The 20,889-nt window shown below is 58.6% G+C and carries 24 protein-coding genes and 1 tRNA gene; 18 read left to right on the top strand and 7 right to left on the bottom strand.

Going from position 1 to position 20,889, the window contains the following annotated elements:
• Positions 1-454 precede the first annotated feature (454 nt).
• The 6 genes from AC07W4_RS01420 to AC07W4_RS01395 all read right to left on the bottom strand — a co-directional run bounded on the left by AC07W4_RS01420 (position 455) and on the right by AC07W4_RS01395 (position 4,380).
• Complete coding sequence (locus AC07W4_RS01420) at positions 455-796, bottom strand: hypothetical protein (protein ID WP_495031232.1); 342 nt, start codon at positions 794-796, stop codon at positions 455-457.
• The gene (locus AC07W4_RS01415; protein WP_495031231.1) at positions 793-1,401 is read right to left on the bottom strand and encodes a hypothetical protein; all 609 of its coding nucleotides are present in this window, start codon (positions 1,399-1,401) and stop codon (positions 793-795) included. Before AC07W4_RS01415 ends, AC07W4_RS01420 begins: the two co-directional genes overlap by 4 nt.
• Positions 1,398-1,679 carry a helix-turn-helix transcriptional regulator gene (locus tag AC07W4_RS01410; protein ID WP_495031230.1) on the bottom strand — a complete coding sequence of 94 codons (282 nt, stop codon included), beginning with the start codon at positions 1,677-1,679 and terminating at the stop codon, positions 1,398-1,400. The genes AC07W4_RS01415 and AC07W4_RS01410 overlap by 4 nt, the downstream gene beginning before the upstream one ends.
• Before the next feature lie 88 nt (positions 1,680-1,767).
• Positions 1,768-2,607 (bottom strand): hypothetical protein, encoded by an 840-nt coding sequence (locus AC07W4_RS01405; protein ID WP_495031229.1) that lies wholly within the window; start codon positions 2,605-2,607, stop codon positions 1,768-1,770.
• 282 nt (positions 2,608-2,889) lie between these two features.
• On the bottom strand, positions 2,890-4,131 hold the full coding sequence (locus tag AC07W4_RS01400; protein ID WP_495031228.1) for a tyrosine-type recombinase/integrase: 1,242 nt from the start codon (positions 4,129-4,131) through the stop codon (positions 2,890-2,892).
• Between the two features lie 164 nt (positions 4,132-4,295).
• A tRNA-Leu gene (locus AC07W4_RS01395) sits at positions 4,296-4,380 on the bottom strand.
• Positions 4,381-4,487: 107 nt separating this feature from the next.
• On the opposite strand from AC07W4_RS01395, the gene queA reads away from it, so the two are divergent.
• From queA to AC07W4_RS01365, 6 genes are all read left to right on the top strand, one after another.
• Positions 4,488-5,537 carry a tRNA preQ1(34) S-adenosylmethionine ribosyltransferase-isomerase QueA gene (gene queA / locus AC07W4_RS01390; protein ID WP_414929709.1) on the top strand — a complete coding sequence of 350 codons (1,050 nt, stop codon included), beginning with the start codon at positions 4,488-4,490 and terminating at the stop codon, positions 5,535-5,537.
• 14 nt (positions 5,538-5,551) lie between these two features.
• Positions 5,552-6,667 (top strand): tRNA guanosine(34) transglycosylase Tgt, encoded by a 1,116-nt coding sequence (gene tgt, locus AC07W4_RS01385; RefSeq protein WP_162130301.1) that lies wholly within the window; start codon positions 5,552-5,554, stop codon positions 6,665-6,667.
• A gap of 43 nt (positions 6,668-6,710) precedes the next feature.
• On the top strand, positions 6,711-7,046 hold the full coding sequence (yajC, locus tag AC07W4_RS01380) for a preprotein translocase subunit YajC (protein ID WP_007956696.1): 336 nt from the start codon (positions 6,711-6,713) through the stop codon (positions 7,044-7,046).
• Positions 7,047-7,110: 64 nt separating this feature from the next.
• Positions 7,111-8,979: a protein translocase subunit SecD gene (gene secD, locus AC07W4_RS01375; protein ID WP_495031227.1), complete on the top strand. Its 1,869-nt coding sequence runs from the start codon at positions 7,111-7,113 to the stop codon at positions 8,977-8,979.
• Positions 8,980-8,988: 9 nt separating this feature from the next.
• Positions 8,989-9,903, top strand: coding sequence for a protein translocase subunit SecF (gene secF, locus AC07W4_RS01370; protein WP_495031226.1), 915 nt, complete (start codon positions 8,989-8,991; stop codon positions 9,901-9,903).
• A gap of 121 nt (positions 9,904-10,024) precedes the next feature.
• Positions 10,025-10,573, top strand: a complete 549-nt coding sequence (locus AC07W4_RS01365) for a glycine zipper 2TM domain-containing protein (protein ID WP_223460234.1) — start codon at positions 10,025-10,027, stop codon at positions 10,571-10,573.
• 253 nt (positions 10,574-10,826) lie between these two features.
• On the opposite strand, the gene suhB is transcribed toward AC07W4_RS01365, so the two are convergent.
• Positions 10,827-11,645, bottom strand: a complete 819-nt coding sequence (gene suhB, locus AC07W4_RS01360) for a type III secretion system regulator SuhB (protein ID WP_008053258.1) — start codon at positions 11,643-11,645, stop codon at positions 10,827-10,829.
• A 146-nt stretch (positions 11,646-11,791) separates the two neighbouring features.
• On the opposite strand from suhB, the gene trmJ reads away from it, so the two are divergent.
• The 12 genes from trmJ (at position 11,792) to rlmN (ending at position 20,883) form a co-directional block, all read left to right on the top strand.
• The gene (gene trmJ, locus AC07W4_RS01355) at positions 11,792-12,562 is read left to right on the top strand and encodes a tRNA (cytosine(32)/uridine(32)-2'-O)-methyltransferase TrmJ (protein WP_008053257.1); all 771 of its coding nucleotides are present in this window, start codon (positions 11,792-11,794) and stop codon (positions 12,560-12,562) included.
• Between the two features lie 2 nt (positions 12,563-12,564).
• Entirely contained in the window at positions 12,565-13,341 is a 777-nt protein-coding gene (gene cysE / locus AC07W4_RS01350; RefSeq protein ID WP_095945783.1) for a serine O-acetyltransferase, read from the top strand.
• A 254-nt stretch (positions 13,342-13,595) separates the two neighbouring features.
• Positions 13,596-14,087 (top strand): Fe-S cluster assembly transcriptional regulator IscR, encoded by a 492-nt coding sequence (gene iscR, locus AC07W4_RS01345; RefSeq protein ID WP_007974010.1) that lies wholly within the window; start codon positions 13,596-13,598, stop codon positions 14,085-14,087.
• A 50-nt stretch (positions 14,088-14,137) separates the two neighbouring features.
• Positions 14,138-15,352, top strand: coding sequence for an IscS subfamily cysteine desulfurase (locus tag AC07W4_RS01340; protein ID WP_495031225.1), 1,215 nt, complete (start codon positions 14,138-14,140; stop codon positions 15,350-15,352).
• A 101-nt stretch (positions 15,353-15,453) separates the two neighbouring features.
• Positions 15,454-15,840 carry a Fe-S cluster assembly scaffold IscU gene (iscU, locus tag AC07W4_RS01335; protein WP_007974006.1) on the top strand — a complete coding sequence of 129 codons (387 nt, stop codon included), beginning with the start codon at positions 15,454-15,456 and terminating at the stop codon, positions 15,838-15,840.
• A gap of 28 nt (positions 15,841-15,868) precedes the next feature.
• Positions 15,869-16,192, top strand: coding sequence for an iron-sulfur cluster assembly protein IscA (gene iscA / locus AC07W4_RS01330; protein ID WP_007974004.1), 324 nt, complete (start codon positions 15,869-15,871; stop codon positions 16,190-16,192).
• 8 nt (positions 16,193-16,200) lie between these two features.
• The gene (gene hscB, locus AC07W4_RS01325; protein WP_150813623.1) at positions 16,201-16,722 is read left to right on the top strand and encodes a co-chaperone HscB; all 522 of its coding nucleotides are present in this window, start codon (positions 16,201-16,203) and stop codon (positions 16,720-16,722) included.
• Between the two features lie 51 nt (positions 16,723-16,773).
• A complete protein-coding gene (hscA, locus tag AC07W4_RS01320; RefSeq protein WP_495031224.1) occupies positions 16,774-18,636 on the top strand; it encodes a Fe-S protein assembly chaperone HscA in 1,863 nt (620 codons plus the stop codon).
• 2 nt (positions 18,637-18,638) lie between these two features.
• The gene (gene fdx, locus AC07W4_RS01315; protein ID WP_007998670.1) at positions 18,639-18,980 is read left to right on the top strand and encodes an ISC system 2Fe-2S type ferredoxin; all 342 of its coding nucleotides are present in this window, start codon (positions 18,639-18,641) and stop codon (positions 18,978-18,980) included.
• A 14-nt stretch (positions 18,981-18,994) separates the two neighbouring features.
• Entirely contained in the window at positions 18,995-19,195 is a 201-nt protein-coding gene (gene iscX, locus AC07W4_RS01310) for a Fe-S cluster assembly protein IscX (RefSeq protein WP_007973999.1), read from the top strand.
• An 88-nt stretch (positions 19,196-19,283) separates the two neighbouring features.
• Positions 19,284-19,709 carry a nucleoside-diphosphate kinase gene (gene ndk, locus AC07W4_RS01305; protein ID WP_007903599.1) on the top strand — a complete coding sequence of 142 codons (426 nt, stop codon included), beginning with the start codon at positions 19,284-19,286 and terminating at the stop codon, positions 19,707-19,709.
• Between the two features lie 28 nt (positions 19,710-19,737).
• Positions 19,738-20,883, top strand: a complete 1,146-nt coding sequence (gene rlmN / locus AC07W4_RS01300; RefSeq protein WP_008053250.1) for a dual-specificity RNA methyltransferase RlmN — start codon at positions 19,738-19,740, stop codon at positions 20,881-20,883.
• Positions 20,884-20,889: the final 6 nt, after the last annotated feature.

Here is a 20,889-nt window from a genome sequence, read left to right as displayed (position 1 = left end):
CTGGAGTTGGCGTGTAAAGCGGCGAGAGCCATTGCACGGTGTGCAGCAGCGCGAATTTTGGACGGATTGAGGGCGTGCATGGGGTGAAACTCCTATTGTTGAGGAGCTACCACCGTCCGCCGTCAAACGAATTAGGGTGGTAGCTGTGCGCAGGTTGACGGACCGGGACAATAGGAACCCGGCAGACCCGAAGGTCTCCCACGCACAGCCACCATAAAACAGGAATGCGGGCACAAAAAAAGCGCCTGCAATCGTAATGGGGGCGCCTGTGCGCCTATTGTTGATCGGGCCGTCAAACCCGGTCGCTGATTTTGCAGCGACGGCCAGAGAGTAACGCCGTGTTTTTAAAAGTGCAACCGTGCGGAGATCTTGCGCATTTTTTCGAAGCGTCATAAATTGTGCGGGCATATAGATTTACCTCAACGCCTCCGGATCGCTCCCGGGGGCGTTTTCGTTAGTGCTGGGTAGTGACTGGGCGGGCGAGGGTGAGCCATTGCAAGTGGTATCCTCGGCGTGCCCTTTGCTGCATCTGCTGTAGCGCTTCGGGATTGCGCAGCAGGTTTGGAATCAGCTCGCGAGCGTCACTGATCACCACGTCTGCTGGCGGCTGAACCGCTAACAACGTCCACTCCAGGTTCTGCCACAGCACGATCAACACCTGAGCGCCGGCTGAGATCGCCTGATCGCGGAGGGCAAGCAAGCGCTGGCGACCTTTGATCTCTGCTGATGAAGGTAGAGACGCTTCAAGTACGCCTACGAGATCCAATGCTTGGTGGGGAAGAAAGGTCGGAGTCATGCGGCCTCCTGCACGCAGGCAAACAGTGGCGGCGGTGTTTCGCCTTTGAGCCAAGCCAGGATCTTGCTGTCCTCGGCGCACCGTCGGCGATGTTCTACCGCGAGCAAATCGCGTCGTTGTGCCAGGCATTCATCGACATAGCTGGTCAGATCGGAGGTCATGCGCATTTCACGATGAAGGCGTTCGCTAGCGTTTTTTTCATCCGCAAGATCCTGCTCTGTGAGGTGTCGCCACACCGTGGGATCGTTGGCGTAACCAGTCGATTGATCAACCAACCAGTACGTGACCCAGTCGGTCAAACCAAGCGATTTCAAGGCAGCGCGGCGGCCTTCTTTCATCGCGAAATGCCCAGTGCCGTGAATGCTGGAAAACTCTCTGCGCACCGCGTTTTTGCGGATCAGTTCAGGCAATTCCCAAGGATTGGGTTTAAGCGGAAGGACCAGGCCATCAGGGTTGAAAAAGAAGGCTTCTTGTTCCTCCCCGTTCCAACTCACACCCGCGATGGTGCGGTGCCGCCAGTTGATTGCATCAGGTTGATAGAGTCGGAATCCGACGCTGTAGGAGTCGAGAAACGGCCCCTTGAATGGGCTGTAGTTGCGCTTCATGCGGCCACCTGGTCACGCGCCTCGATACGGCTGCGCGCCCATGCCTGAACTTCGGAAAGAACCCAAGCGACAGGTGCCCCGCGAGCGTTGCTGTTGCTCAATTTGACGGGCTGGGGAAAGCCGCAATCGGGACGCTGCATAAGCTTGTAGATGGTCGAGCGTTTCATGCCAACGATGCCCTCGACTTCGGGCATGCGGATCAAAGTCGAAGACGCATCGAATAGTGGGCTAGCAGTTGCAGAGGTGAGGCGGGGGAATTCGGTAATTGAGGTTTTCACAGATCTTGCTCTCGATAGGTTTGGACGAGAGCAATGATCTAGGTGAGGAAAAACGGTGAGCAGTTCACTTCCAATTGAAATTTCTGGTTTACAGCACGAGATTGCGTATGAGGATGGTCTCCACGCTCTTACGTGTCAGTGCCTTTTCGGTTTCGAGGGTGATCCATTTGGGACGCTGGTTCGGTGATTTAGCGACTTCTCGTTCCAGCCACGCATGCACAGCCGTTTTGATGTTCCTCTCAGGCATTCCGCTCGCCAAGTAGTGGCGGGCCTGATTAACGATTGCCGCGTCGCGGGCACTGATGTCCTTAGTACGCTCGATTCCACTGAAGATGCCGCCTTTTTTGCGGATGGCATTCTTGATAGCCCGATCAGCGATGGGCGACAGCTCGTCATTGATCAAGCAGGGTAGGGAGGTGATCGGCTCCAGATGGAGGACATACTGATCAAGTGCCTGGGTGCGTTCGCCCGGGTCGATCTGCATCTCCACGAACTGGCAGTAGAAATCCCACGGCCAGTCAGTTGGAGGTTCAGCTACATGTAACCACGCCTGTTGATCGGCGACACGCATCCAATCGGCCAAGATCCCTAGCGCTTTCACGGCACAGGCCATGATGTATGCAGCATGCGCCTCTCGCTCCGACGCCGAATAACAGTTGGTGTACTGGCGAACCCAATGCGCGAGGCGCGCTCTGTGGTCGGTGGAGGCATACTGGAAAATTGTCTCTTCATGCACCGTTGCCTTGATGCACATGCTGCTTAAATCGCTATCGATGTCGCCGGTCTGAATGCGCAGACAGCACTGATCGATTAAATAACACACGTCAGTGAGCTGTTCGCGGCAGAGTCCGTAGAGCGGTTGGGCAGAGAGATACGCGATCAGGCCAGACGTCAGCGCTGTACGAGGAGTGATTTGGTGGTCAATCATCGCCAAGTATCTCTTGTATCGCGTAACGCTTGATCCCACGCCCTACGTTTTGCAGGCGTAACCAGCGAGAGTCGTGCTGTAGCCGAGTACGCCGAGCATCGGCCCGCAGCAGGCGAGGGCTTGTTCTGACGTTACACGTTAGGTCGGCGTTACATCGGGTGTACGGAAAGTCGCGCAAGCGTGTAACAGCTGTGAAAGCCAATGAAGCTGGGTGTTTGGCCAAGGCCGTTACACGAGTAACACCCGTAACACGCATTTTTGAGGGTGGCTGTATGGACGTACTCATACCGCTTTCCCGAACTGTCCCTTGATAACCTTTCCGCTTGCTAACGCATCGAGGTGATCCGCATACCACTGCATCATTTTCACTCGGTGCTCAAGGTATTGAGCCTTGTTGTATACACCAGAGATTCCCTCTTCTTTGTGAGCAAGCTGCGCTTCGACATGCTCTTTCGGCCAACCGTGTTCCCTGAGCAGAGTGCTAGCGGTATGGCGAGTACCATGGCCAACCAAGCGACCTTTGTAACCAACAGTCGCAAAGACTTTGTTGATGGTGTTTTCACTGATGGTCGGGTTCTTAGCGCCGACTCCGGGGAACAGCCATCGACTGCGCCCGGTGAGACAGTGGAGTTCTTTGAGTGCGGATAGCGCCTGCTTAGGAAGTGGGCACACGAAATCCCTGCGCATCTTCATCTTCGCGGCAGGTGTCGTCCAGATCGCTTTATCAAGGTCGAACTCTTTCCATTCAGCTAAGCGAACCATTCCCGGTCTCGATGCCGTCCATATGCAAAGCCATGCCGCAGTTCGGGCTGTTAATCTGCTGGGTGTGTTTTTCAGCGCGGTCAGAAAGTCACCAAGCTCAGGTTCCAGCAAATGAGGATGCTGTTGAGTTTTTGGTGCTTGGGCGGCGATATCACGAAGACGGCTCCCTGGGTCGTTTTCGGTCAAGCCCAATCCAATGGCTCTACCGAAGATCTGATTGATCCAGGTGCGACACTTTTCCGCTACGTTGTGAGCGTCTCTCGCTTCTATGGATGCTTGGAGATCTGCGCAATCTGTGCGGGTAATTTCGTCGAGAGGTTTATCCCCCAGCGCGGGGAGGATGTCCTTGTCGAGGTACGTCCGGATCTTATTGAGGGTGGAAGGGGCAAGACCCTTTTCTTCTTTCGCCTTTAGCCAGGCGTCGGCAGCCGCGCGGAAGGTTCTAGTTTTAGCCGCATCGATTGCAGCTTTCGCGGATCGCTTTTGCTCAAGGGGGTCGGCACCGCTACTCACTACCTTTCGTAGATCAGCAGCTTTGTCCCGTGCCAACGCACCACTTACTTCCGGGTAACCCCCGAGCCCCATCCAAGCCCAATTGCCCGCCGGGCGTTTGTAGCGGAGCTGCCAGGATTTACCACCATCTGGTTTAACCCTGAAGTAGAGGCCGTTTCCGTCTAGCTCTCGGTATTCCTTTGATTCCGGCTCCAGTCCCGCAAGTGTTGTGTCAGCGAGAGGGCGGCGCTTGATGTCTGCGCGCTTCATCCTTGTATCCCAAAGTTCGGTATTTTTCTCAGGATACAAGTAGGGATACAGGGATACAACGGATATGGGGAGACAGGGGTAGACAGACAGGCACAAAAAAACCGGCCAAGTGGCCGGTTTCTCTGGGTCTGAGAGGCTGGTAGAGACTCTCAGATACTGCTATGTGGTGCCCCGAGGGAGACTCGAACTCCCACTCCTTTCGAAAACGGATTTTGAATCCGCCGCGTCTACCAATTCCGCCATCAGGGCTCAATGGCGGCGAAGTATAGAGATGAGATAACCGCTGGTCAATCAGGTACATGGAGAATTTTTGATAATTCCGCTAGACTTCCCGGCCCTGCTAGACGAACCCCATCATGCGCGTTGCTGACTTTACTTTCGAGCTCCCCGATTCGCTGATCGCCCGCCATCCTTTGGCCGAGCGTCGCAATAGTCGCCTGTTGACCCTTGATGGGGTCAGCGGCGCCCTGGCACACCGTCAATTCACTGATTTGCTGGAGCATTTGCGCCCCGGCGATTTGATGGTGTTCAACAATACCCGGGTGATTCCGGCGCGGCTGTTTGGCCAGAAGGCTTCCGGCGGCAAGCTGGAAATCCTGGTGGAGCGGGTGCTCGACAGTCATCGCGTGCTGGCCCATGTGCGTTCCAGCAAGTCGCCCAAGCCTGGGTCGAAGATCCTGATCGACGGCGGTGGCGAGGCCGAGATGCTGGCGCGGCACGATGCGTTGTTCGAACTGGGGTTTGCCGAGGAGGTGTTGCCGCTGCTCGACCGTGTCGGGCACATGCCGCTGCCTCCTTATATAGACCGCCCGGATGAGGGCGCCGACCGTGAGCGTTACCAGACCGTCTACGCCGAGCGTTTGGGCGCGGTGGCGGCGCCGACGGCGGGGCTGCATTTCGATCAGGTGCTGATGGAGGCGATTGCCGCCAAGGGCGTCGAGACGGCGTTCGTGACCTTGCACGTTGGTGCGGGTACGTTCCAGCCGGTGCGGGTCGAGAAGCTCGAAGACCACCATATGCACAGCGAATGGCTGGAAGTCGGCCAGGACGTGGTGGATGCCGTTGCCGCCTGTCGCGCTCGCGGTGGTCGGGTGGTGGCGGTGGGGACCACCAGCGTGCGTTCCCTGGAAAGCGCCGCCCGCGATGGCGTGCTCAAGCCGTTCAGCGGCGATACAGACATCTTTATCTACCCTGGCCGGCCGTTTCATGTGGTCGATGCCCTGGTCACCAACTTCCATTTGCCCGAATCCACGCTGTTGATGCTGGTTTCGGCGTTCGCCGGTTATCCCGAGACCATGGCCGCCTATAAGGCCGCCGTCGACAACGAATACCGCTTTTTCAGCTACGGTGATGCGATGTTTATCACCCGTAACCCCGCACCACGTGGCCCAGAGGAAACAGAATGAGTCGCCAATGTCGTATGTCTTTCGAGCTGCTGGCCACTGATGGCAAGGCTCGTCGCGGTCGTTTGACCTTCCCGCGCGGTACCGTCGAGACCCCGGCCTTCATGCCGGTGGGCACCTACGGCACGGTCAAGGGCATGCTGCCACGGGATATCGAGGCGACTGGCGCTGAAATCATTCTGGGCAACACCTTCCACCTGTGGCTGCGCCCGGGCACGGAAGTGATCAAGAAGCACGGCGACCTGCACGATTTCATGCAGTGGAAAGGCCCGATTCTGACTGACTCCGGTGGTTTCCAGGTGTTCAGCCTGGGCGCCATGCGCAAGATCAAGGAGGAGGGCGTGACTTTTGCCTCCCCGGTCGACGGCGCCAAGGTGTTCATGGGGCCGGAAGAGTCGATGCAGGTCCAGCGTGACCTGGGCTCCGACATCGTGATGATTTTCGACGAATGCACGCCGTACCCGGCTGATGAAGATGTCGCCCGTATTTCCATGGAATTGTCTCTGCGTTGGGCCAAGCGTTCGAAAGAAGCCCATGGCGACAACACGGCGGCGCTGTTCGGCATCGTACAGGGCGGCATGCACCAGGACCTGCGCATGCGCTCCCTGGAAGGCCTGGACAAGATCGGCTTCGATGGCCTGGCCATCGGCGGCCTGTCGGTGGGCGAGCCCAAGCACGAGATGATCAAGGTGCTGGATTACCTGCCGGGCATGATGCCGGCTGACAAACCTCGTTACCTTATGGGCGTTGGCAAACCGGAAGACTTGGTTGAGGGTGTGCGCCGCGGTGTGGACATGTTCGATTGCGTGATGCCAACCCGTAATGCCCGCAACGGGCATCTGTTCATTGATACCGGCGTGCTGAAGATCCGTAACGCGTTCCATCGCCATGATGATTCGCCGCTGGATCCGACCTGCGATTGCTATACCTGCCAGAACTTCTCCCGCGCTTATCTGCATCACCTGGACAAGTGCGGCGAAATGCTGGGAAGCATGCTCAATACCATCCATAACTTGCGCCATTATCAAGTGCTTATGGCTGGTTTGCGCGAGGCTATTCAACAGGGTACATTGGCCGCCTTTGTCGATGCCTTCTACGCCAAACGCGGGTTGCCTGTTCCGCCTTTGGACTGAGTTTTCTGACCCCAAGATTCAACATTTGCAACTGGAGTGCTAAATGAGCTTTTTTATCTCTAATGCCATGGCAGACGCTGCTGCACCTGCGGCAGCCCCTATGGGCGGCGGTTTCGAGTGGATTTTCCTGGTCGGCTTCCTGGTCATCTTCTACCTGATGATCTGGCGTCCACAGGCCAAGCGCGCCAAAGAGCAGAAGAACCTGCTGAGCAGCCTGCAAAAGGGCGACGAAGTTGTGACCACCGGCGGCATCGCCGGCAAGATCACTAAAGTGGCCGACGATTTCGTCGTTCTGGAAGTTTCCGACACCGTCGAAATGAAATTCCAGAAAGGCGCCATCGCCGCGACGCTGCCAAAAGGCACGCTCAAAGCGATCTAAGTTTCAACTTCATTTTCAATCGACGGGGCGCGCAAGGCGCCCCGCGTCATAAACGGGCGGCGTGATGCTGAACAAATATCCTCTGTGGAAATACATTCTGATCCTGGCGGTGCTGGCGGTCGGTCTGATTTATTCCGCTCCCAATCTTTATCCTGATGACCCGGCCATTCAGGTCAGCGGTGCAAGCACTGCGCTGCAGGTCAATCAGGCTGATCTGGATCGCGTGAGCGCTGCGCTCAAGGAGTCCGGGATCAACGTCAAGGCTGCCACGCTGGCAGAGGGCGGCAAGGGCGGGCTGATTCGCCTGACCAAGGCTGAAGACCAACTGCCGGCCAAGGACGTTGTGCGCAAGGCGTTGGGTGATGACTACGTCGTTGCATTGAACCTGGCACAAACCACCCCGCAATGGCTGCGCAACCTCGCTGCGCACCCGATGAAGCTGGGTCTGGACTTGTCCGGTGGTGTGCACTTCCTGCTGGAAGTGGACATGGACAAAGCCCTCGACGCACGCCTGAAAGTCTACGAAGGCGACGTCAAGAGCCTGCTGCGTAAAGAGAAGCTGCGCTATCGCAGCCTGCCGCAACTGGGCGGTGCCATTCAGCTGGGCTTCGCAGATGAAGACAGCCGCGAACAGGCCCGTTCGATCATTCGCAAGAACTTCAACGATTTCGACATTGTTCCGGCCGACCTCAATGGTCAACCGGTGCTGCGTCTGGCGATGACCCCGGCCAAGCTGGCGGAAATCCGTGAATACTCCATCAAGCAGAACTTGACCACGGTACGTAACCGCGTCAACGAGCTGGGTGTTGCCGAACCGATCGTCCAGCGTCAGGGCGCCAACCGCATCGTGGTTGAGCTGCCGGGCGTGCAGGACACCGCCGAAGCCAAGCGTATCCTCGGCAAGACGGCCAACCTCGAGTTCCGCCTGGCCGCTGAGCCTGGCGCTTCGAAAGCCACTTCCGAGTCCTTCGAGTTCCGTGAAGGCGGCCGTCCTCCAGCGCTGATCGAGCGCGGCCTGATCATCACCGGTGACCAGGTGACTGACGCCAAGGCCGGCTTCGACGAGCACGGCAGGCCAGAAGTGAATATCCGTCTGGATGGCCACGGCGGCGAGCTGATGAGCCGTGCGACCCGTTCGAACGTTGGTCGCAGCATGGCTGTGATCTTCATCGAGCAGCGTCCGGTCACCACCTACACCAAGCAAGTGGTCAACGGCGTCGAGAAAGACGTGCCGGTCCAGAGCTTCAAGGAAGAGAAGAAGATCATCAGTCTGGCGACCATCCAGTCGCCGCTGGGTGCTCAATTCCGCATCACTGGCCTGAACGGCCAGGGCGAGTCGTCCGAGTTGGCGCTGCTGCTGCGTGCCGGTGGTCTGGCTGCACCGATGTACTTTGCTGAAGAACGCACCATTGGTCCAAGCCTGGGTGCCGACAACATCACCAAGGGTATCGATGCGTCGCTGTGGGGCATGCTGTTCGTCTCGCTGTTCATCATGGCCATCTACCGCTTCTTCGGCCTCATCGCCACCGTCGCGCTGGCGGTGAACATGGTGATGCTGCTGGCCCTGATGTCGCTGCTGGGTGCAACGCTGACCCTGCCGGGTATCGCCGGTATCGTGTTGACCATGGGTATGGCGGTCGACGCCAACGTGCTGATCTTCTCGCGGATCCGTGAAGAGATCGCCGCCGGCATGACCGTGCAGCGGGCAATCAACGAAGGCTTCGGCCGGGCATTCACCGCGATTCTCGACGCCAACCTGACCACTTTGCTGGTCGGCGGCATCCTCTTTGCCATGGGCACAGGTCCCGTCAAGGGCTTCGCAGTGACCATGTCCCTCGGGATCTTTACCTCGATGTTCACGGCCATCATGGTGACCCGCGCGATGGTCAACCTGATCTTCGGCGGTCGTGACTTCAAGAAGTTGTGGATTTAAGGGGCTGCCATGTTACGTACAATCAACTTCATGGGCGTTCGCAACTTCGCGTTCGGCGTCACATTGTTTCTTACCGCACTGGCAATATTCAGTGTCTTCCATAAGGGCATGAACTGGGGCCTGGACTTCACCGGCGGTACGCTCATCGAGCTGACCTACGAGCGTCCGGCCGACGTTACCAAGGTGCGTGAGCAACTGGTGACCGCCGGTTATCACGAAGCCATCGTGCAGAACTTCGGTGCAACCACCGACTTGCTGGTGCGCATGCCTGGCGAAGACCCGCAGCTGGGTCACCAGGTAGCCGAAGCCTTGCAGAAGGTCGGCGGCGAGAACCCGGCGTCGGTCAAGCGTGTCGAGTTCGTCGGCCCGCAGGTGGGTGAAGAACTGCGCGACCAGGGTGGCCTCGGCATGCTGATGGCGCTGGGCGGCATCCTGATCTACCTGGCGTTCCGCTTTCAGTGGAAGTTCGCGGTCGGTGCGATCGTTTCCCTGATCCACGACGTGATCGTGACCATCGGTATCCTGTCGTTCTTCCAGATCACTTTCGACCTGACGGTGCTGGCGGCGGTACTGGCGATCATCGGTTACTCGCTCAACGACACCATCGTGGTATTTGACCGGGTTCGTGAGAACTTCCGTGTACTGCGCAAGGCCGACCTGATCGAGAACATCAACATCTCGACCACGCAAACCCTGCTGCGGACCATGGCGACTTCGATCTCCACCTTGCTGGCGATCGCGGCCCTGTTGTTCTTCGGTGGCGACAACCTGTTCGGCTTCTCCATCGCTCTGTTCATTGGTGTTCTGGCGGGTACTTACTCGTCGATCTACATCGCGAACGTGGTGCTGATCTGGCTGAACCTGAGCACGGAAGACCTGATTCCTCCGGCCAACACCGAGAAGGAAGTCGACGATCGTCCTTGAAGGCAAAGTCTTCAAGTGATGTAGTCCAAAAAAGGCGCGAGTTGAACTCGCGCCTTTTTTTGTGCTCCAAGGCAGGGAGAAGCGCGGGTTTATCCCGCATGTGATGGTCCAGGAGGTTCATGTGAACAAGTCGATGCTGGTTGGTGCGGTACTGGGTGCTGTCGGTGTAACTGCCGGGGGTGCTGTGGCCACCTACAGCCTGGTTAAAAGCGGTCCGGAGTACGCACAAGTACTCGCCGTTGAGCCGGTCAAGACACAAATCAAGACTCCACGTGAAGTGTGCAAGGATGTAACGGTCACCCGGCAGGCGCCGGTGAAAGATCAACATCAGATCGCCGGTACGGTGGTCGGTGCGTTGGCAGGTGGATTGCTGGGTAACCAGATCGGTGGCGGCACCGGTAAGAAAATCGCCACGGTCGCGGGTGCTGTCGGTGGTGGTTATGCCGGCAACAAGGTGCAGGAAGGCATGCAAGAGCGTGATACCTACACCACGACCCAGACCCGCTGTAACACTGTTAACGACATCAGTGACAAGGTTGTAGGTTACGACGTGCGTTATTCGCTGGACGGCAAGGAAGGCAAGGTGCGCATGGATCGTGATCCGGGCAACCAGATTCCGGTGGATAAGGAAGGCAAGCTGATCCTGTCGGAGAATCAGGCGGCTCAGTGATCTGCTGAAGCCGGATTGAAAAAGAAGCACCCTGCGGGGTGCTTTTTTTGTGCCCACAATTTCTGCATCACCACCAATCCCCCTGTGGGAGCGGGCTTGCTCGCGAAGGCGGTCCAACATTCAATATCCATGTTGGCTGATACACCGTCTTCGCGAGCAAGCCCGCTCCCACATTGGGTTTGTGGTGTTTTGAAGGGCAAATTCCAGGCATAAAAAAAGCACCCCGCAGGGTGCTTTTTCTGTCGCTGGAAGCTTAGCGCTTCAGCGAGGCCGGCAGGTGCGGCTGGATCGCCGTCAGCACTGCCTTGAAGCATTTGGTGTTGCCGGCAACGACGTGGCCTTTCTCAAGGAAGTCGTGACCGCCGGTGAAGTCGCTCACCAAACCGCCGGCTTCCTGGATCAGCAGGGCGCCTGCAGCCATGTCCCACTCGGACAGACCCGACTCCCAGAAGGCGTCGAAACGGCCGGCGGCCACGTAGGCCAGGTCCAGGCTCGCCGAACCTGCGCGGCGGATGCCGGCGGTCTGGCCAACCAGGGCGCGGAACATGCCCAGGTAGTTGTCGAGGTTGTCCATCTGGTCGTCACGGAACGGGAAGCCGGTACCCAGCAGGGCGCCGTCCAGGCTGGTGCGGCCGCTGACGCGCAGGCGACGACCATTCAGTTGAGCGCCGCGACCACGGCTGGCGGTGAATTCTTCCTGGCGAACCGGGTCCAGAACAACAGCGTGTTCCAGGCGACCGCGGTATTTGCAGGCGATGCTGACAGCGAAGTGAGGAATGCCGCGCAGGAAGTTGGTGGTGCCGTCCAGTGGGTCGATGATCCACAGGTACTCTTCGCCTTCGATGCCGGTGCCGGCGTGCATGCCGGTCTCTTCACCCAGGATCGAGTGATTCGGGTAGGCCTTGCGCAGGGCGTCGATGATTTTCTGTTCGGCGGCGCGATCCACCTCGGATACGTAATCCTTGGCGTCTTTTTCGTCGACCTTGATGGTATCCAGGCGCTCGATGGAGCGGAAGATCAATTCACTGGCGCTGCGGGCGGCGCGCAGCGCGATATTCAGCATGGGCTGCATGGATGTGTCACCTAAGGTTGTTAAAGAAAGCCGGGCATTCTATCAGAAAGTTTCTACAGGAGAAGGACGACGTTCGCTTTCATGGCTTAACGGTAGGTTCAGCTGTAAGATTCTGCTCCCGATTATTGTGTTCGAGAGCGCCTCCCTTGCTGCAAAACATTCGTGTCGTCCTGGTCAATACCAGCCATCCGGGCAATATCGGCGGGGCTGCGCGTGCCATGAAGAACATGGGGCTGTCGCGGCTGGTGCTGGTCGAGCCTCGTGTGTTCCCGCATCACGAGGCCGATGCCCGTGCCTCCGGTGCCGGGGACATCCTTGAAAACGCGCAAGTCGTCGCCACCTTGGAAGATGCCCTGGTCGGTTGCAATCTGGTGCTTGGCACCAGTGCTCGCGACCGGCGCATTCCCTGGCCGCTGCTCGATCCCCGTGAATGCGGAACGAAGGTGGTGGAGGAAGCCGGGCAGGGCGCGGAGATCGCCCTGGTGTTCGGTCGTGAAGATTCCGGCCTGACCAACGAAGAGCTGCAGCGATGTCATTATCACGTGCACATTCCATCAGACCCTGAGTTCAGTTCGCTGAACCTTGGGGCGGCGGTGCAGGTGTTGGGTTATGAAGTGCGCATGTCCTGGCTGGCGGCCCAAGGTCAGCCGAGCAAGGTCGAGAAGGAAGAAGTGGCTTCGGTCAAAAGCGCTGAGCTGGCGACCATGGACGAGCTGGAACGATTCTATGAGCACTTGGAGCAGACTCTGGTGGCCATCGAATTCCTCGATCCGGAAAAGCCACGGCACTTGATGGCGCGCCTGCGCCGGTTGTACGGACGCAGCTCGGTCAGCCGGGCGGAAATGAATATATTGCGTGGCATCCTCACGGAAACCCAGAAAGCGGCCCGTGGTGAGCTCCTTAAGCGGAAGGATTAATGATGTTCGAGCGTTTGCGTGAAGATATCCAGAGCGTATTCCACCGAGACCCGGCGGCGCGTAACGCTTTTGAAGTCCTGACCTGCTACCCCGGCATGCATGCCATCTGGATTCACCGTTTGTCGGCAATGCTGTGGCGCGCTGACCTGAAATGGCTGGCGCGGCTGGTGTCGAATTTCGGCCGCTGGCTGACCGGGATCGAGATCCATCCGGGAGCCAAGGTCGGGCGTCGTTTCTTCATTGACCATGGCATGGGCATCGTTATCGGTGAAACCGCCGAGATCGGCGATGACGTGACCATTTATCAGGGCGTGACCCTCGGTGGTACCAGCTGGAACAAGGGCAAGCGTCATCCGACCCTGGGTGATGGCGTGGTGGTCGGGGCGGGCGCGAAGGTGCTCGGCCCGTTCACTGTCGGTGCCGGGGCCAAGGTGGGTTCCAATGCGGTCGTGACCAAGGAAGTGCCGCCGGGTGCCACTGTGGTGGGGATTCCGGGGCGGATTATCGTCAAGCCCGACGAAGAACAGGACGCCAAGCGCAAGGCCATGGCCGAGAAGATCGGTTTTGATGCCTACGGTGTGACTGAAGATATGCCCGACCCGGTGGCGCGTGCCATTGGTCAGCTGCTCGATCACCTGCAAGCGGTCGATGGGCGTCTGGAGGGGATGTGCGGGGCGCTGAAGGACCTGGGCAGTAATTACTGTGCGAAAGATCTGCCTGAGCTGCGCGAAGAAGATTTCGCGTGTGTGAAGGACAAGGATCAGAGTCAGGCCAGCTAGACCGCGCCGCTCCCTTCGCGAGCAAGCCCGCTCCCACATTGGATCGCGTCCGTCTGGACAACTCGGTCAGCTGTGGGAGCGGGCTTGCTCGCGAAGAACGGTAACGCGGTATTGCTGGTCGTTCAGCCCCAGCCTTTGCTATGATGCGCGCGCTCTTTTGCGGGTAAACCTGACTAAAGTACTAGGTCTTATAGTTGACTTAAATACTCGGGAATTGCATACTCGCCTCATTCCGAACTCCGTGGTAATTGTCCATGCGACTGACTACAAAAGGCCGATACGCCGTGACCGCCATGCTTGACCTGGCGTTGCACGCGCAGCACGGGCCCGTGTCCCTGGCCGATATCTCCGAGCGCCAAGGCATCTCCCTGTCCTACCTCGAACAGCTTTTCGCCAAATTGCGCCGCAGTAATCTGGTGTCCAGCGTGCGTGGTCCGGGCGGTGGCTACCAATTGTCCCGCGACATGCAGGGCATCCAGGTCGCCCAGGTGATCGATGCGGTGAACGAATCGGTCGATGCCACCAAATGCCAGGGGCAGGGTGATTGCCATCAAGGCGACACCTGCCTGACCCACCACTTGTGGTGCGACCTGAGCCTGCAGATTCACGAATTTCTGAGCGGTATCAGCTTGGCTGACCTTGTGACTCGCCGTGAGGTGCAAGAAGTAGCCCAGCGTCAGGACCAGCGCCGTTGCAACAGCAAGGTGCCACGCCTGGACAAGATTGAAGCGTCCGCCGTCGAATGACAGCCAAAGAGCTAGCGGCACGCCAGCCAGCCTGATTTAGGAGATAGTCCATGAAATTGCCGATTTACCTTGATTACTCTGCGACCACCCCGGTTGATCCGCGTGTCGCGCAAAAGATGAGTGAATGCCTGCTGGTCGACGGAAACTTCGGTAACCCGGCGTCCCGTTCCCACGTGTTCGGCTGGAAAGCTGAAGAGTCCGTTGAAAACGCCCGTCGTCAGGTGGCCGATCTGGTCAATGCCGACCCGCGCGAAATCGTCTGGACCTCCGGTGCCACCGAATCCGACAACCTGGCAATCAAGGGTGCGGCACATTTCTACGCCACCAAAGGCAAGCACCTGATCACCACCAAGATCGAGCACAAGGCTGTCCTGGACACCATGCGCCAACTGGAGCGTGAAGGTTTCGAAGTGACCTACATCGAGCCTCGTACCGATGGCCTGGTGACCCCTGAGATGATCGAAGCCGAACTGCGCGACGACACCATCCTGGTTTCGGTCATGCACGTGAACAACGAAATCGGCACCATCAACGACATCGCAGCGATCGGCGAACTGCTCCGCTCCAAGGGCATCCTGTTCCACGTCGACGCCGCTCAGTCCACCGGCAAGGTCGAGATCGACCTTTCGAAGCTGAAAGTCGACATGATGTCGTTCTCCGCCCACAAGACCTACGGTCCTAAAGGCATCGGCGCCCTGTACGTAGGCCGCAAGCCACGCGTACGTATCGAAGCGACCATGCACGGTGGCGGTCATGAGCGCGGCATGCGTTCCGGTACCCTGGCGACCCACCAGATCGTCGGCATGGGTGAAGCTTTCCGCGTAGCCAAGGAAGACATGGCTGCCGAGAACGCGCGTATCAAGGCCTTGAGCGACCGTTTCTACAAGCAGGTCGAGCACCTGGAAGAGCTGTACATCAACGGCAGCATGACCGCCCGCGTTCCGCACAACCTGAACCTGAGCTTCAACTACGTTGAAGGCGAGTCGCTGATCATGGCGCTCAAGGATCTGGCGGTTTCGTCCGGTTCGGCCTGCACCTCGGCGTCCCTTGAGCCTTCGTACGTACTGCGCGCCCTGGGCCGCAACGACGAACTGGCACACAGCTCGATCCGCTTCACCTTCGGCCGTTTCACCACCGAAGAAGAAATCGACTACGCCGCGCAGAAAGTCTGCGAGGCCGTAACCAAGCTGCGCGCTCTGTCGCCGCTGTGGGACATGTACAAAGACGGCGTCGATATCTCGAAGATCGAGTGGGCGGCACACTAAACAAAGAAGCCGCCGGATACAGGTCCTGTAGCAGCGCGGCGGTAAACGCAGCGCAACTGCAGGGTCTCAAGAGCGGCCCTGATGAGTGAGGATTGAGAATCATGGCTTACAGCGAAAAGGTCATCGACCACTACGAAAACCCGCGCAACGTCGGCAAGATGGACGCGGAAGATCCTGATGTCGGCACCGGCATGGTCGGCGCTCCGGCGTGCGGCGACGTGATGCGCCTGCAGATCAAGGTCAACGACGCCGGTATCATCGAAGATGCCAAGTTCAAGACTTACGGCTGCGGTTCGGCTATCGCTTCCAGCTCCCTCGCCACCGAGTGGATGAAGGGCAAGACCCTGGACGAAGCGGAAACCATCAAGAACACCCAGCTGGCTGAAGAACTGGCCTTGCCGCCAGTGAAAATCCACTGCTCGGTACTCGCTGAAGACGCCATCAAGGCGGCGGTTCGCGACTACAAGCAGAAGAAAGGCTTGATCTAAGCATTTGGCGACGAGTAAGGAGTCAACGATGGCTATCAGCATGACAGAAGCGGCGGCTAAGCACGTGCGACGCTCCCTCGACGGGCGCGGCAAAGGTGAAGGGATTCGTCTGGGTGTTCGCACCACGGGCTGTTCCGGCCTTGCCTATGTGCTGGAGTTTGTCGACGAGGTGGTTGCTGAGGACCAGGTGTTCGAAAGTCACGGCGAAAAAGTGATCATCGACCCGAAAAGCCTGGCCTACCTGGACGGCACCGAGCTCGATTTCGTCAAGGAAGGGTTGAACGAAGGCTTCAAGTTCAACAACCCCAACGTGCGCGGTGAATGTGGCTGCGGCGAAAGCTTCAACATCTGAGGCTTGTCGTGGGTACTCCTTGTCATTTCGCTTTATTCGAGCTGCAACCGAGTTTCGATCTGGACCTCGATCAGCTGGCTACGCGCTACCGTGAGTTGGCGCGCAGTGTTCATCCGGACCGCTTTGCCGACGCTTCCGAGCGTGAGCAGCGGTTGGCGCTGGAGCAATCCGCGAGCCTCAACGAGGCCTACCAGACGCTCAAGAGTCCACCCAAGCGCGCGCGTTACCTGCTCGCCTTGAATGGTGGCGAGCTGCCGCTGGAGGTCACGGTGCATGATCCGGAGTTTCTGTTGCAACAGATGGAGTTGCGCGAAGAGCTCGAAGACCTGCAGGACAGCGCCGACCTCAATGGCGTTGCCGTCTTCAAGCGTCGCCTGAAGGCAGCCCAGGATGAGCTGAACCAAAGCTTCGCAGCTTGCTGGAACGATGCCGCGCACCGTGAACGGGCCGAACGCCTGATGCGGCGCATGCAGTTCCTCGACAAGCTCACCTACGAAGTGCGCCAGTTAGAAGAGCGCCTCGACGATTAACCCAGTGCCGCTCCGGTCGCACGCCTGATATACAGATAAGTCCTGATAACGATGGCCCTACTGCAGATCGCCGAACCCGGCCAAAGTCCTCAACCGCACCAGCGTCGTCTGGCTGTGGGGATCGACTTGGGCACTACCAATTCGCTGGTCGCTGCATTGCGCAGTGGTCTTTCCGAGCCACTTGCCGACGCAGAAGGGCGGGTCATCCTGCCGTCTGCCGTGCGCTACCACGCCGATCGCGTCGAGGTTGGCGAATCGGCCAAGCTGGCTGCCGCCACCGACCCGTTGAACACCGTGCTGTCGGTCAAGCGCTTGATGGGTCGTGGTCTGTCCGACGTCAAGCAATTGGGCGAGCAACTGCCGTACCGCTTTGTCGGTGGCGAGTCGCACATGCCGTTCATCGACACGATCCAGGGCCCGAAAAGCCCGGTCGAAGTCTCTGCCGATATCCTCAAGGTCCTGCGCCAGCGCGCTGAAGCGACCTTGGGTGGCGAGCTGGTCGGTGCGGTGATCACGGTTCCGGCCTATTTCGACGACGCTCAGCGTCAAGCCACCAAGGACGCGGCCAGGCTGGCCGGTCTGAACGTGCTGCGCTTGCTCAATGAGCCGACCGCGGCTGCCGTGGCTTACGGTCTGGATCAGCACGCCGAAGGCCTGGTCGCGATTTACGACCTGGGCGGCGGTACCTTCGATATTTCGATTCTGCGCCTGACCGGCGGTGTCTTCGAAGTCCTGGCTACCGGTGGCGACAGCGCCCTGGGCGGCGATGACTTCGACCACGCGATCGCTGGCTGGATCATCGAGAGCGCCGGTCTGTCCGCCGACCTCGATCCGGGTGCGCAACGCAATTTGCTGCAAGCCGCCTGTGCGGCCAAGGAAGCCCTGACCAACGCTTCGGCTGTTGAGGTTGCCCATGGCGACTGGAAAGCCGAGCTGACCCGCGAAGCCTTCAATGCGCTGATCGAGCCGATGGTCGCCCGCAGCCTGAAAGCCTGCCGCCGTGCGGTGCGTGATTCCGCTATCGAACTGGAAGACGTGCACGCCGTGGTCATGGTTGGTGGTTCGACTCGCGTGCCTCGCGTTCGCGAAGCCGTCGCCGAAGCCTTCGGTCGCCAGCCACTGACGGAAATCGACCCGGATCAAGTGGTCGCCATCGGTGCTGCGATCCAGGCCGATACCCTGGCCGGTAACAAGCGTGACGGCGGCGAATTGCTGCTGCTGGACGTGATTCCGCTGTCCCTGGGGCTGGAAACCATGGGCGGCCTGATGGAAAAGGTGATTCCGCGCAACACCACCATCCCCGTCGCCCGCGCCCAGGACTTCACTACCTATAAAGACGGCCAGTCGGCCATGGCCATCCACGTATTGCAGGGCGAGCGTGAGCTGATCAGCGACTGCCGCTCCCTGGCGCGCTTCGAGCTGCGCGGCATTCCGGCGATGGTGGCTGGCGCGGCGAAGATCCGCGTGACCTTCCAGGTCGATGCCGACGGTCTGCTCAGCGTTTCCGCCCGGGAACTGGGTTCGGGCGTTGAAGCCAGCATTCAGGTCAAGCCGTCCTACGGCCTGACCGACGGCGAAATCGCCAGGATGCTCAAGGACTCGTTCCAGCATGCCAATGACGACAAGGTCGCCCGCGTACTGCGCGAGCAGCAGGTCGACGCCCAGCGTCTGATCGAAGCGGTGCAGGCAGCTCTTGAGGCCGACGGCGAGCGCTTGCTCGACGCCGAAGAGCGCATGGTCATCGACATGCAGATGCAGGAACTGGCCGAACTGATGAAAGGTACCGATGGTTACGCCATCGAGCAGCAGACCAAGCGTCTGTCGCAAGTGACCGATGCTTTTGCTGCCCGCCGCCTGGACTCGACGGTGAAAGCCGCGCTGGCGGGCCGCAACCTGAATGAGATTGAGGAATAACGATGCCGCAGGTCATTTTTCTGCCACACGAGAAGTTTTGCCCCGAAGGCATGGTTGTTGAAGCTGAGACAGGTATTTCCATCCTCGAGCTGGCCCATGAGCACCACATCGAGATGGAAAGCGCTTGCGGCGGCGTCTGCGCCTGCACCACCTGCCACTGCATCATCCGCGAGGGTTTCGACTCGCTGGAAGAGGCTGACGAGCTGGAAGAGGACTACCTTGACAAAGCCTGGGGCCTTGAGCGCGAGTCCCGCCTGGGGTGCCAGGCCAAGGTTGGTACCGAAGACCTGACGGTCGAAATTCCGAAGTACTCGCTCAATCACGCCGCCGAAGCGCCGCACTGATTCAAGGAATTGTCATGAAACTCAAGTGGACTGATGTGCTGGAGATCGCGATCCAGCTGGCTGAAAGCAAGCCCGACGTGGACCCTATGTCGGTCAACTTCGTCGATCTGCGTAAATGGGTGATGGAATTGCCCGATTTCGACGACATGCCTGAGCATTGTGGCGAAAAGATCCTGGAGGCCATTCAGGCCCACTGGATCGAAGAACGCGACTGAGCCACGCCGCAGGTTAGGCAATACCCGAGAACCCGCGTATAATTCGCGGGTTTAATTTTTCGTAAATTACCGTTTCTGGAGTTACACCATGGCTGTTCAACGTACTTTCTCCATCATCAAGCCTGACGCCGTTGCTAAAAACGTTATCGGCGAGATCACCACTCGTTTCGAAAAAGCTGGCCTGCGCGTTGTAGCTTCGAAACTCAAGCAACTGTCCAAAGCCGAAGCCGAAGGCTTCTACGCTGAGCACAGCGCTCGTGGTTTCTTCAACGACCTGGTTGCTTTCATGATCTCCGGTCCGGTTGTCGTTCAGGTTCTGGAAGGCGAGAACGCTATCGCTCTGAACCGTGAGCTGATGGGCGCTACCAACCCTAAAGAAGCTGCTGCCGGCACCATCCGCGCTGACTTCGCTGACTCCATCGACGCCAACGCCGTACACGGTTCGGACTCCGAAGCCGCTGCCGCTCGCGAAATCTCGTACTTCTTCGCAGCTACTGAAGTAACCACTCGCTAAGCATTGGCTTAAGAGTGAAGGTGAATCCATGACTACATCGACTGTAAAAACTAACCTGCTGGGTCTGACCCAGCTGGAAATGGAAAAATTCTTCGACTCAATCGGGGAGAAGCGTTTCCGTGCCGGTCAGGTAATGAAATGGATTCACCACTTTGGTGTCGATGATTTCGATGCCATGACGAACGTCAGCAAGGCCTTGCGCGAAAAGCTCAAGTCTGTTGCCGAGGTCCGTGGTCCGGAAGTGGTCAGCGAGGACATCTCCAGCGACGGCACCCGCAAGTGGGTGGTGCGCGTGGCGTCCGGCAGCTGCGTCGAGACCGTGTACATTCCCCAGGGCAAGCGCGGCACCTTGTGCGTTTCGTCCCAGGCAGGCTGTGCCCTGGATTGCAGTTTCTGCTCCACCGGCAAGCAAGGCTTCAACAGCAACCTCACCGCCGCCGAAGTCATCGGCCAGGTGTGGATTGCCAACAAATCCTTTGGCAGCGTCCCGGCAACCGTCGACCGTGCCATCACCAACGTGGTGATGATGGGCATGGGTGAGCCGCTGCTGAACTTCGACAACGTCGTCGCGGCCATGCATTTGATGATGGACGACCTGGGCTACGGCATTTCCAAGCGCCGTGTGACCCTGTCGACCTCCGGCGTGGTGCCGATGATCGATGAGCTCTCCAAGCACATCGACGTCTCCCTGGCGTTGTCCCTGCACGCACCGAATGACGCATTGCGTAACCAATTGGTGCCGATCAACAAGAAGTATCCGCTTAAGATGCTGCTCGAGTCGTGCCAGCGCTATATGTCGAATCTCGGCGAAAAGCGCGTGCTGACCATCGAATACACCTTGCTCAAAGACATCAACGACAAGGTCGAGCACGCCGTGGAAATGATCGAGCTGCTCAAGAACATCCCGTGCAAGATCAACCTGATTCCGTTCAACCCGTTCCCGCACTCCGGTTACGAGCGCCCGAGCAACAACGCCATTCGGCGTTTCCAGGATCAGCTTCATCATGCCGGTTTCAACGTCACCGTCCGCACCACCCGTGGTGAAGACATCGATGCGGCCTGTGGTCAATTGGTAGGGCAGGTGCTGGATCGCACCCGTCGCAGCGAACGTTATATCGCCGTGCGTGAACTGAACGCCGAAAACGATATGGCTCAAGACGCTGCGAATAAGTAACCAAGA

The sequence above is a fragment of the Pseudomonas sp. GW821-FHT02A08 genome (assembly GCF_059422045.1).
This window is presented reverse-complemented; position numbering and strand designations above follow the sequence as displayed.

Excerpts from the sequence above, each read along its gene's own strand:
- AC07W4_RS01420 (WP_495031232.1), bottom strand. The coding sequence starts at position 796 with ATGACTCCGACCTTTCTTCCCCACCAAGCATTGGATCTCGTAGGCGTA.
- AC07W4_RS01415 (WP_495031231.1), bottom strand. The coding sequence starts at position 1,401 with ATGAAGCGCAACTACAGCCCATTCAAGGGGCCGTTTCTCGACTCCTAC.
- AC07W4_RS01405 (WP_495031229.1), bottom strand. The coding sequence starts at position 2,607 with ATGATTGACCACCAAATCACTCCTCGTACAGCGCTGACGTCTGGCCTG.
- AC07W4_RS01400 (WP_495031228.1), bottom strand. The coding sequence starts at position 4,131 with ATGAAGCGCGCAGACATCAAGCGCCGCCCTCTCGCTGACACAACACTT.
- queA (WP_414929709.1), top strand. The coding sequence starts at position 4,488 with ATGCGCGTTGCTGACTTTACTTTCGAGCTCCCCGATTCGCTGATCGCC.
- tgt (WP_162130301.1), top strand. The coding sequence starts at position 5,552 with ATGTCTTTCGAGCTGCTGGCCACTGATGGCAAGGCTCGTCGCGGTCGT.
- yajC (WP_007956696.1), top strand. The coding sequence starts at position 6,711 with ATGAGCTTTTTTATCTCTAATGCCATGGCAGACGCTGCTGCACCTGCG.
- secD (WP_495031227.1), top strand. The coding sequence starts at position 7,111 with ATGCTGAACAAATATCCTCTGTGGAAATACATTCTGATCCTGGCGGTG.
- secF (WP_495031226.1), top strand. The coding sequence starts at position 8,989 with ATGTTACGTACAATCAACTTCATGGGCGTTCGCAACTTCGCGTTCGGC.
- suhB (WP_008053258.1), bottom strand. The coding sequence starts at position 11,645 with ATGCAGCCCATGCTGAATATCGCGCTGCGCGCCGCCCGCAGCGCCAGT.
- cysE (WP_095945783.1), top strand. The coding sequence starts at position 12,565 with ATGTTCGAGCGTTTGCGTGAAGATATCCAGAGCGTATTCCACCGAGAC.
- iscR (WP_007974010.1), top strand. The coding sequence starts at position 13,596 with ATGCGACTGACTACAAAAGGCCGATACGCCGTGACCGCCATGCTTGAC.
- AC07W4_RS01340 (WP_495031225.1), top strand. The coding sequence starts at position 14,138 with ATGAAATTGCCGATTTACCTTGATTACTCTGCGACCACCCCGGTTGAT.
- iscU (WP_007974006.1), top strand. The coding sequence starts at position 15,454 with ATGGCTTACAGCGAAAAGGTCATCGACCACTACGAAAACCCGCGCAAC.
- iscA (WP_007974004.1), top strand. The coding sequence starts at position 15,869 with ATGGCTATCAGCATGACAGAAGCGGCGGCTAAGCACGTGCGACGCTCC.
- hscA (WP_495031224.1), top strand. The coding sequence starts at position 16,774 with ATGGCCCTACTGCAGATCGCCGAACCCGGCCAAAGTCCTCAACCGCAC.
- fdx (WP_007998670.1), top strand. The coding sequence starts at position 18,639 with ATGCCGCAGGTCATTTTTCTGCCACACGAGAAGTTTTGCCCCGAAGGC.
- iscX (WP_007973999.1), top strand. The coding sequence starts at position 18,995 with ATGAAACTCAAGTGGACTGATGTGCTGGAGATCGCGATCCAGCTGGCT.
- ndk (WP_007903599.1), top strand. The coding sequence starts at position 19,284 with ATGGCTGTTCAACGTACTTTCTCCATCATCAAGCCTGACGCCGTTGCT.
- rlmN (WP_008053250.1), top strand. The coding sequence starts at position 19,738 with ATGACTACATCGACTGTAAAAACTAACCTGCTGGGTCTGACCCAGCTG.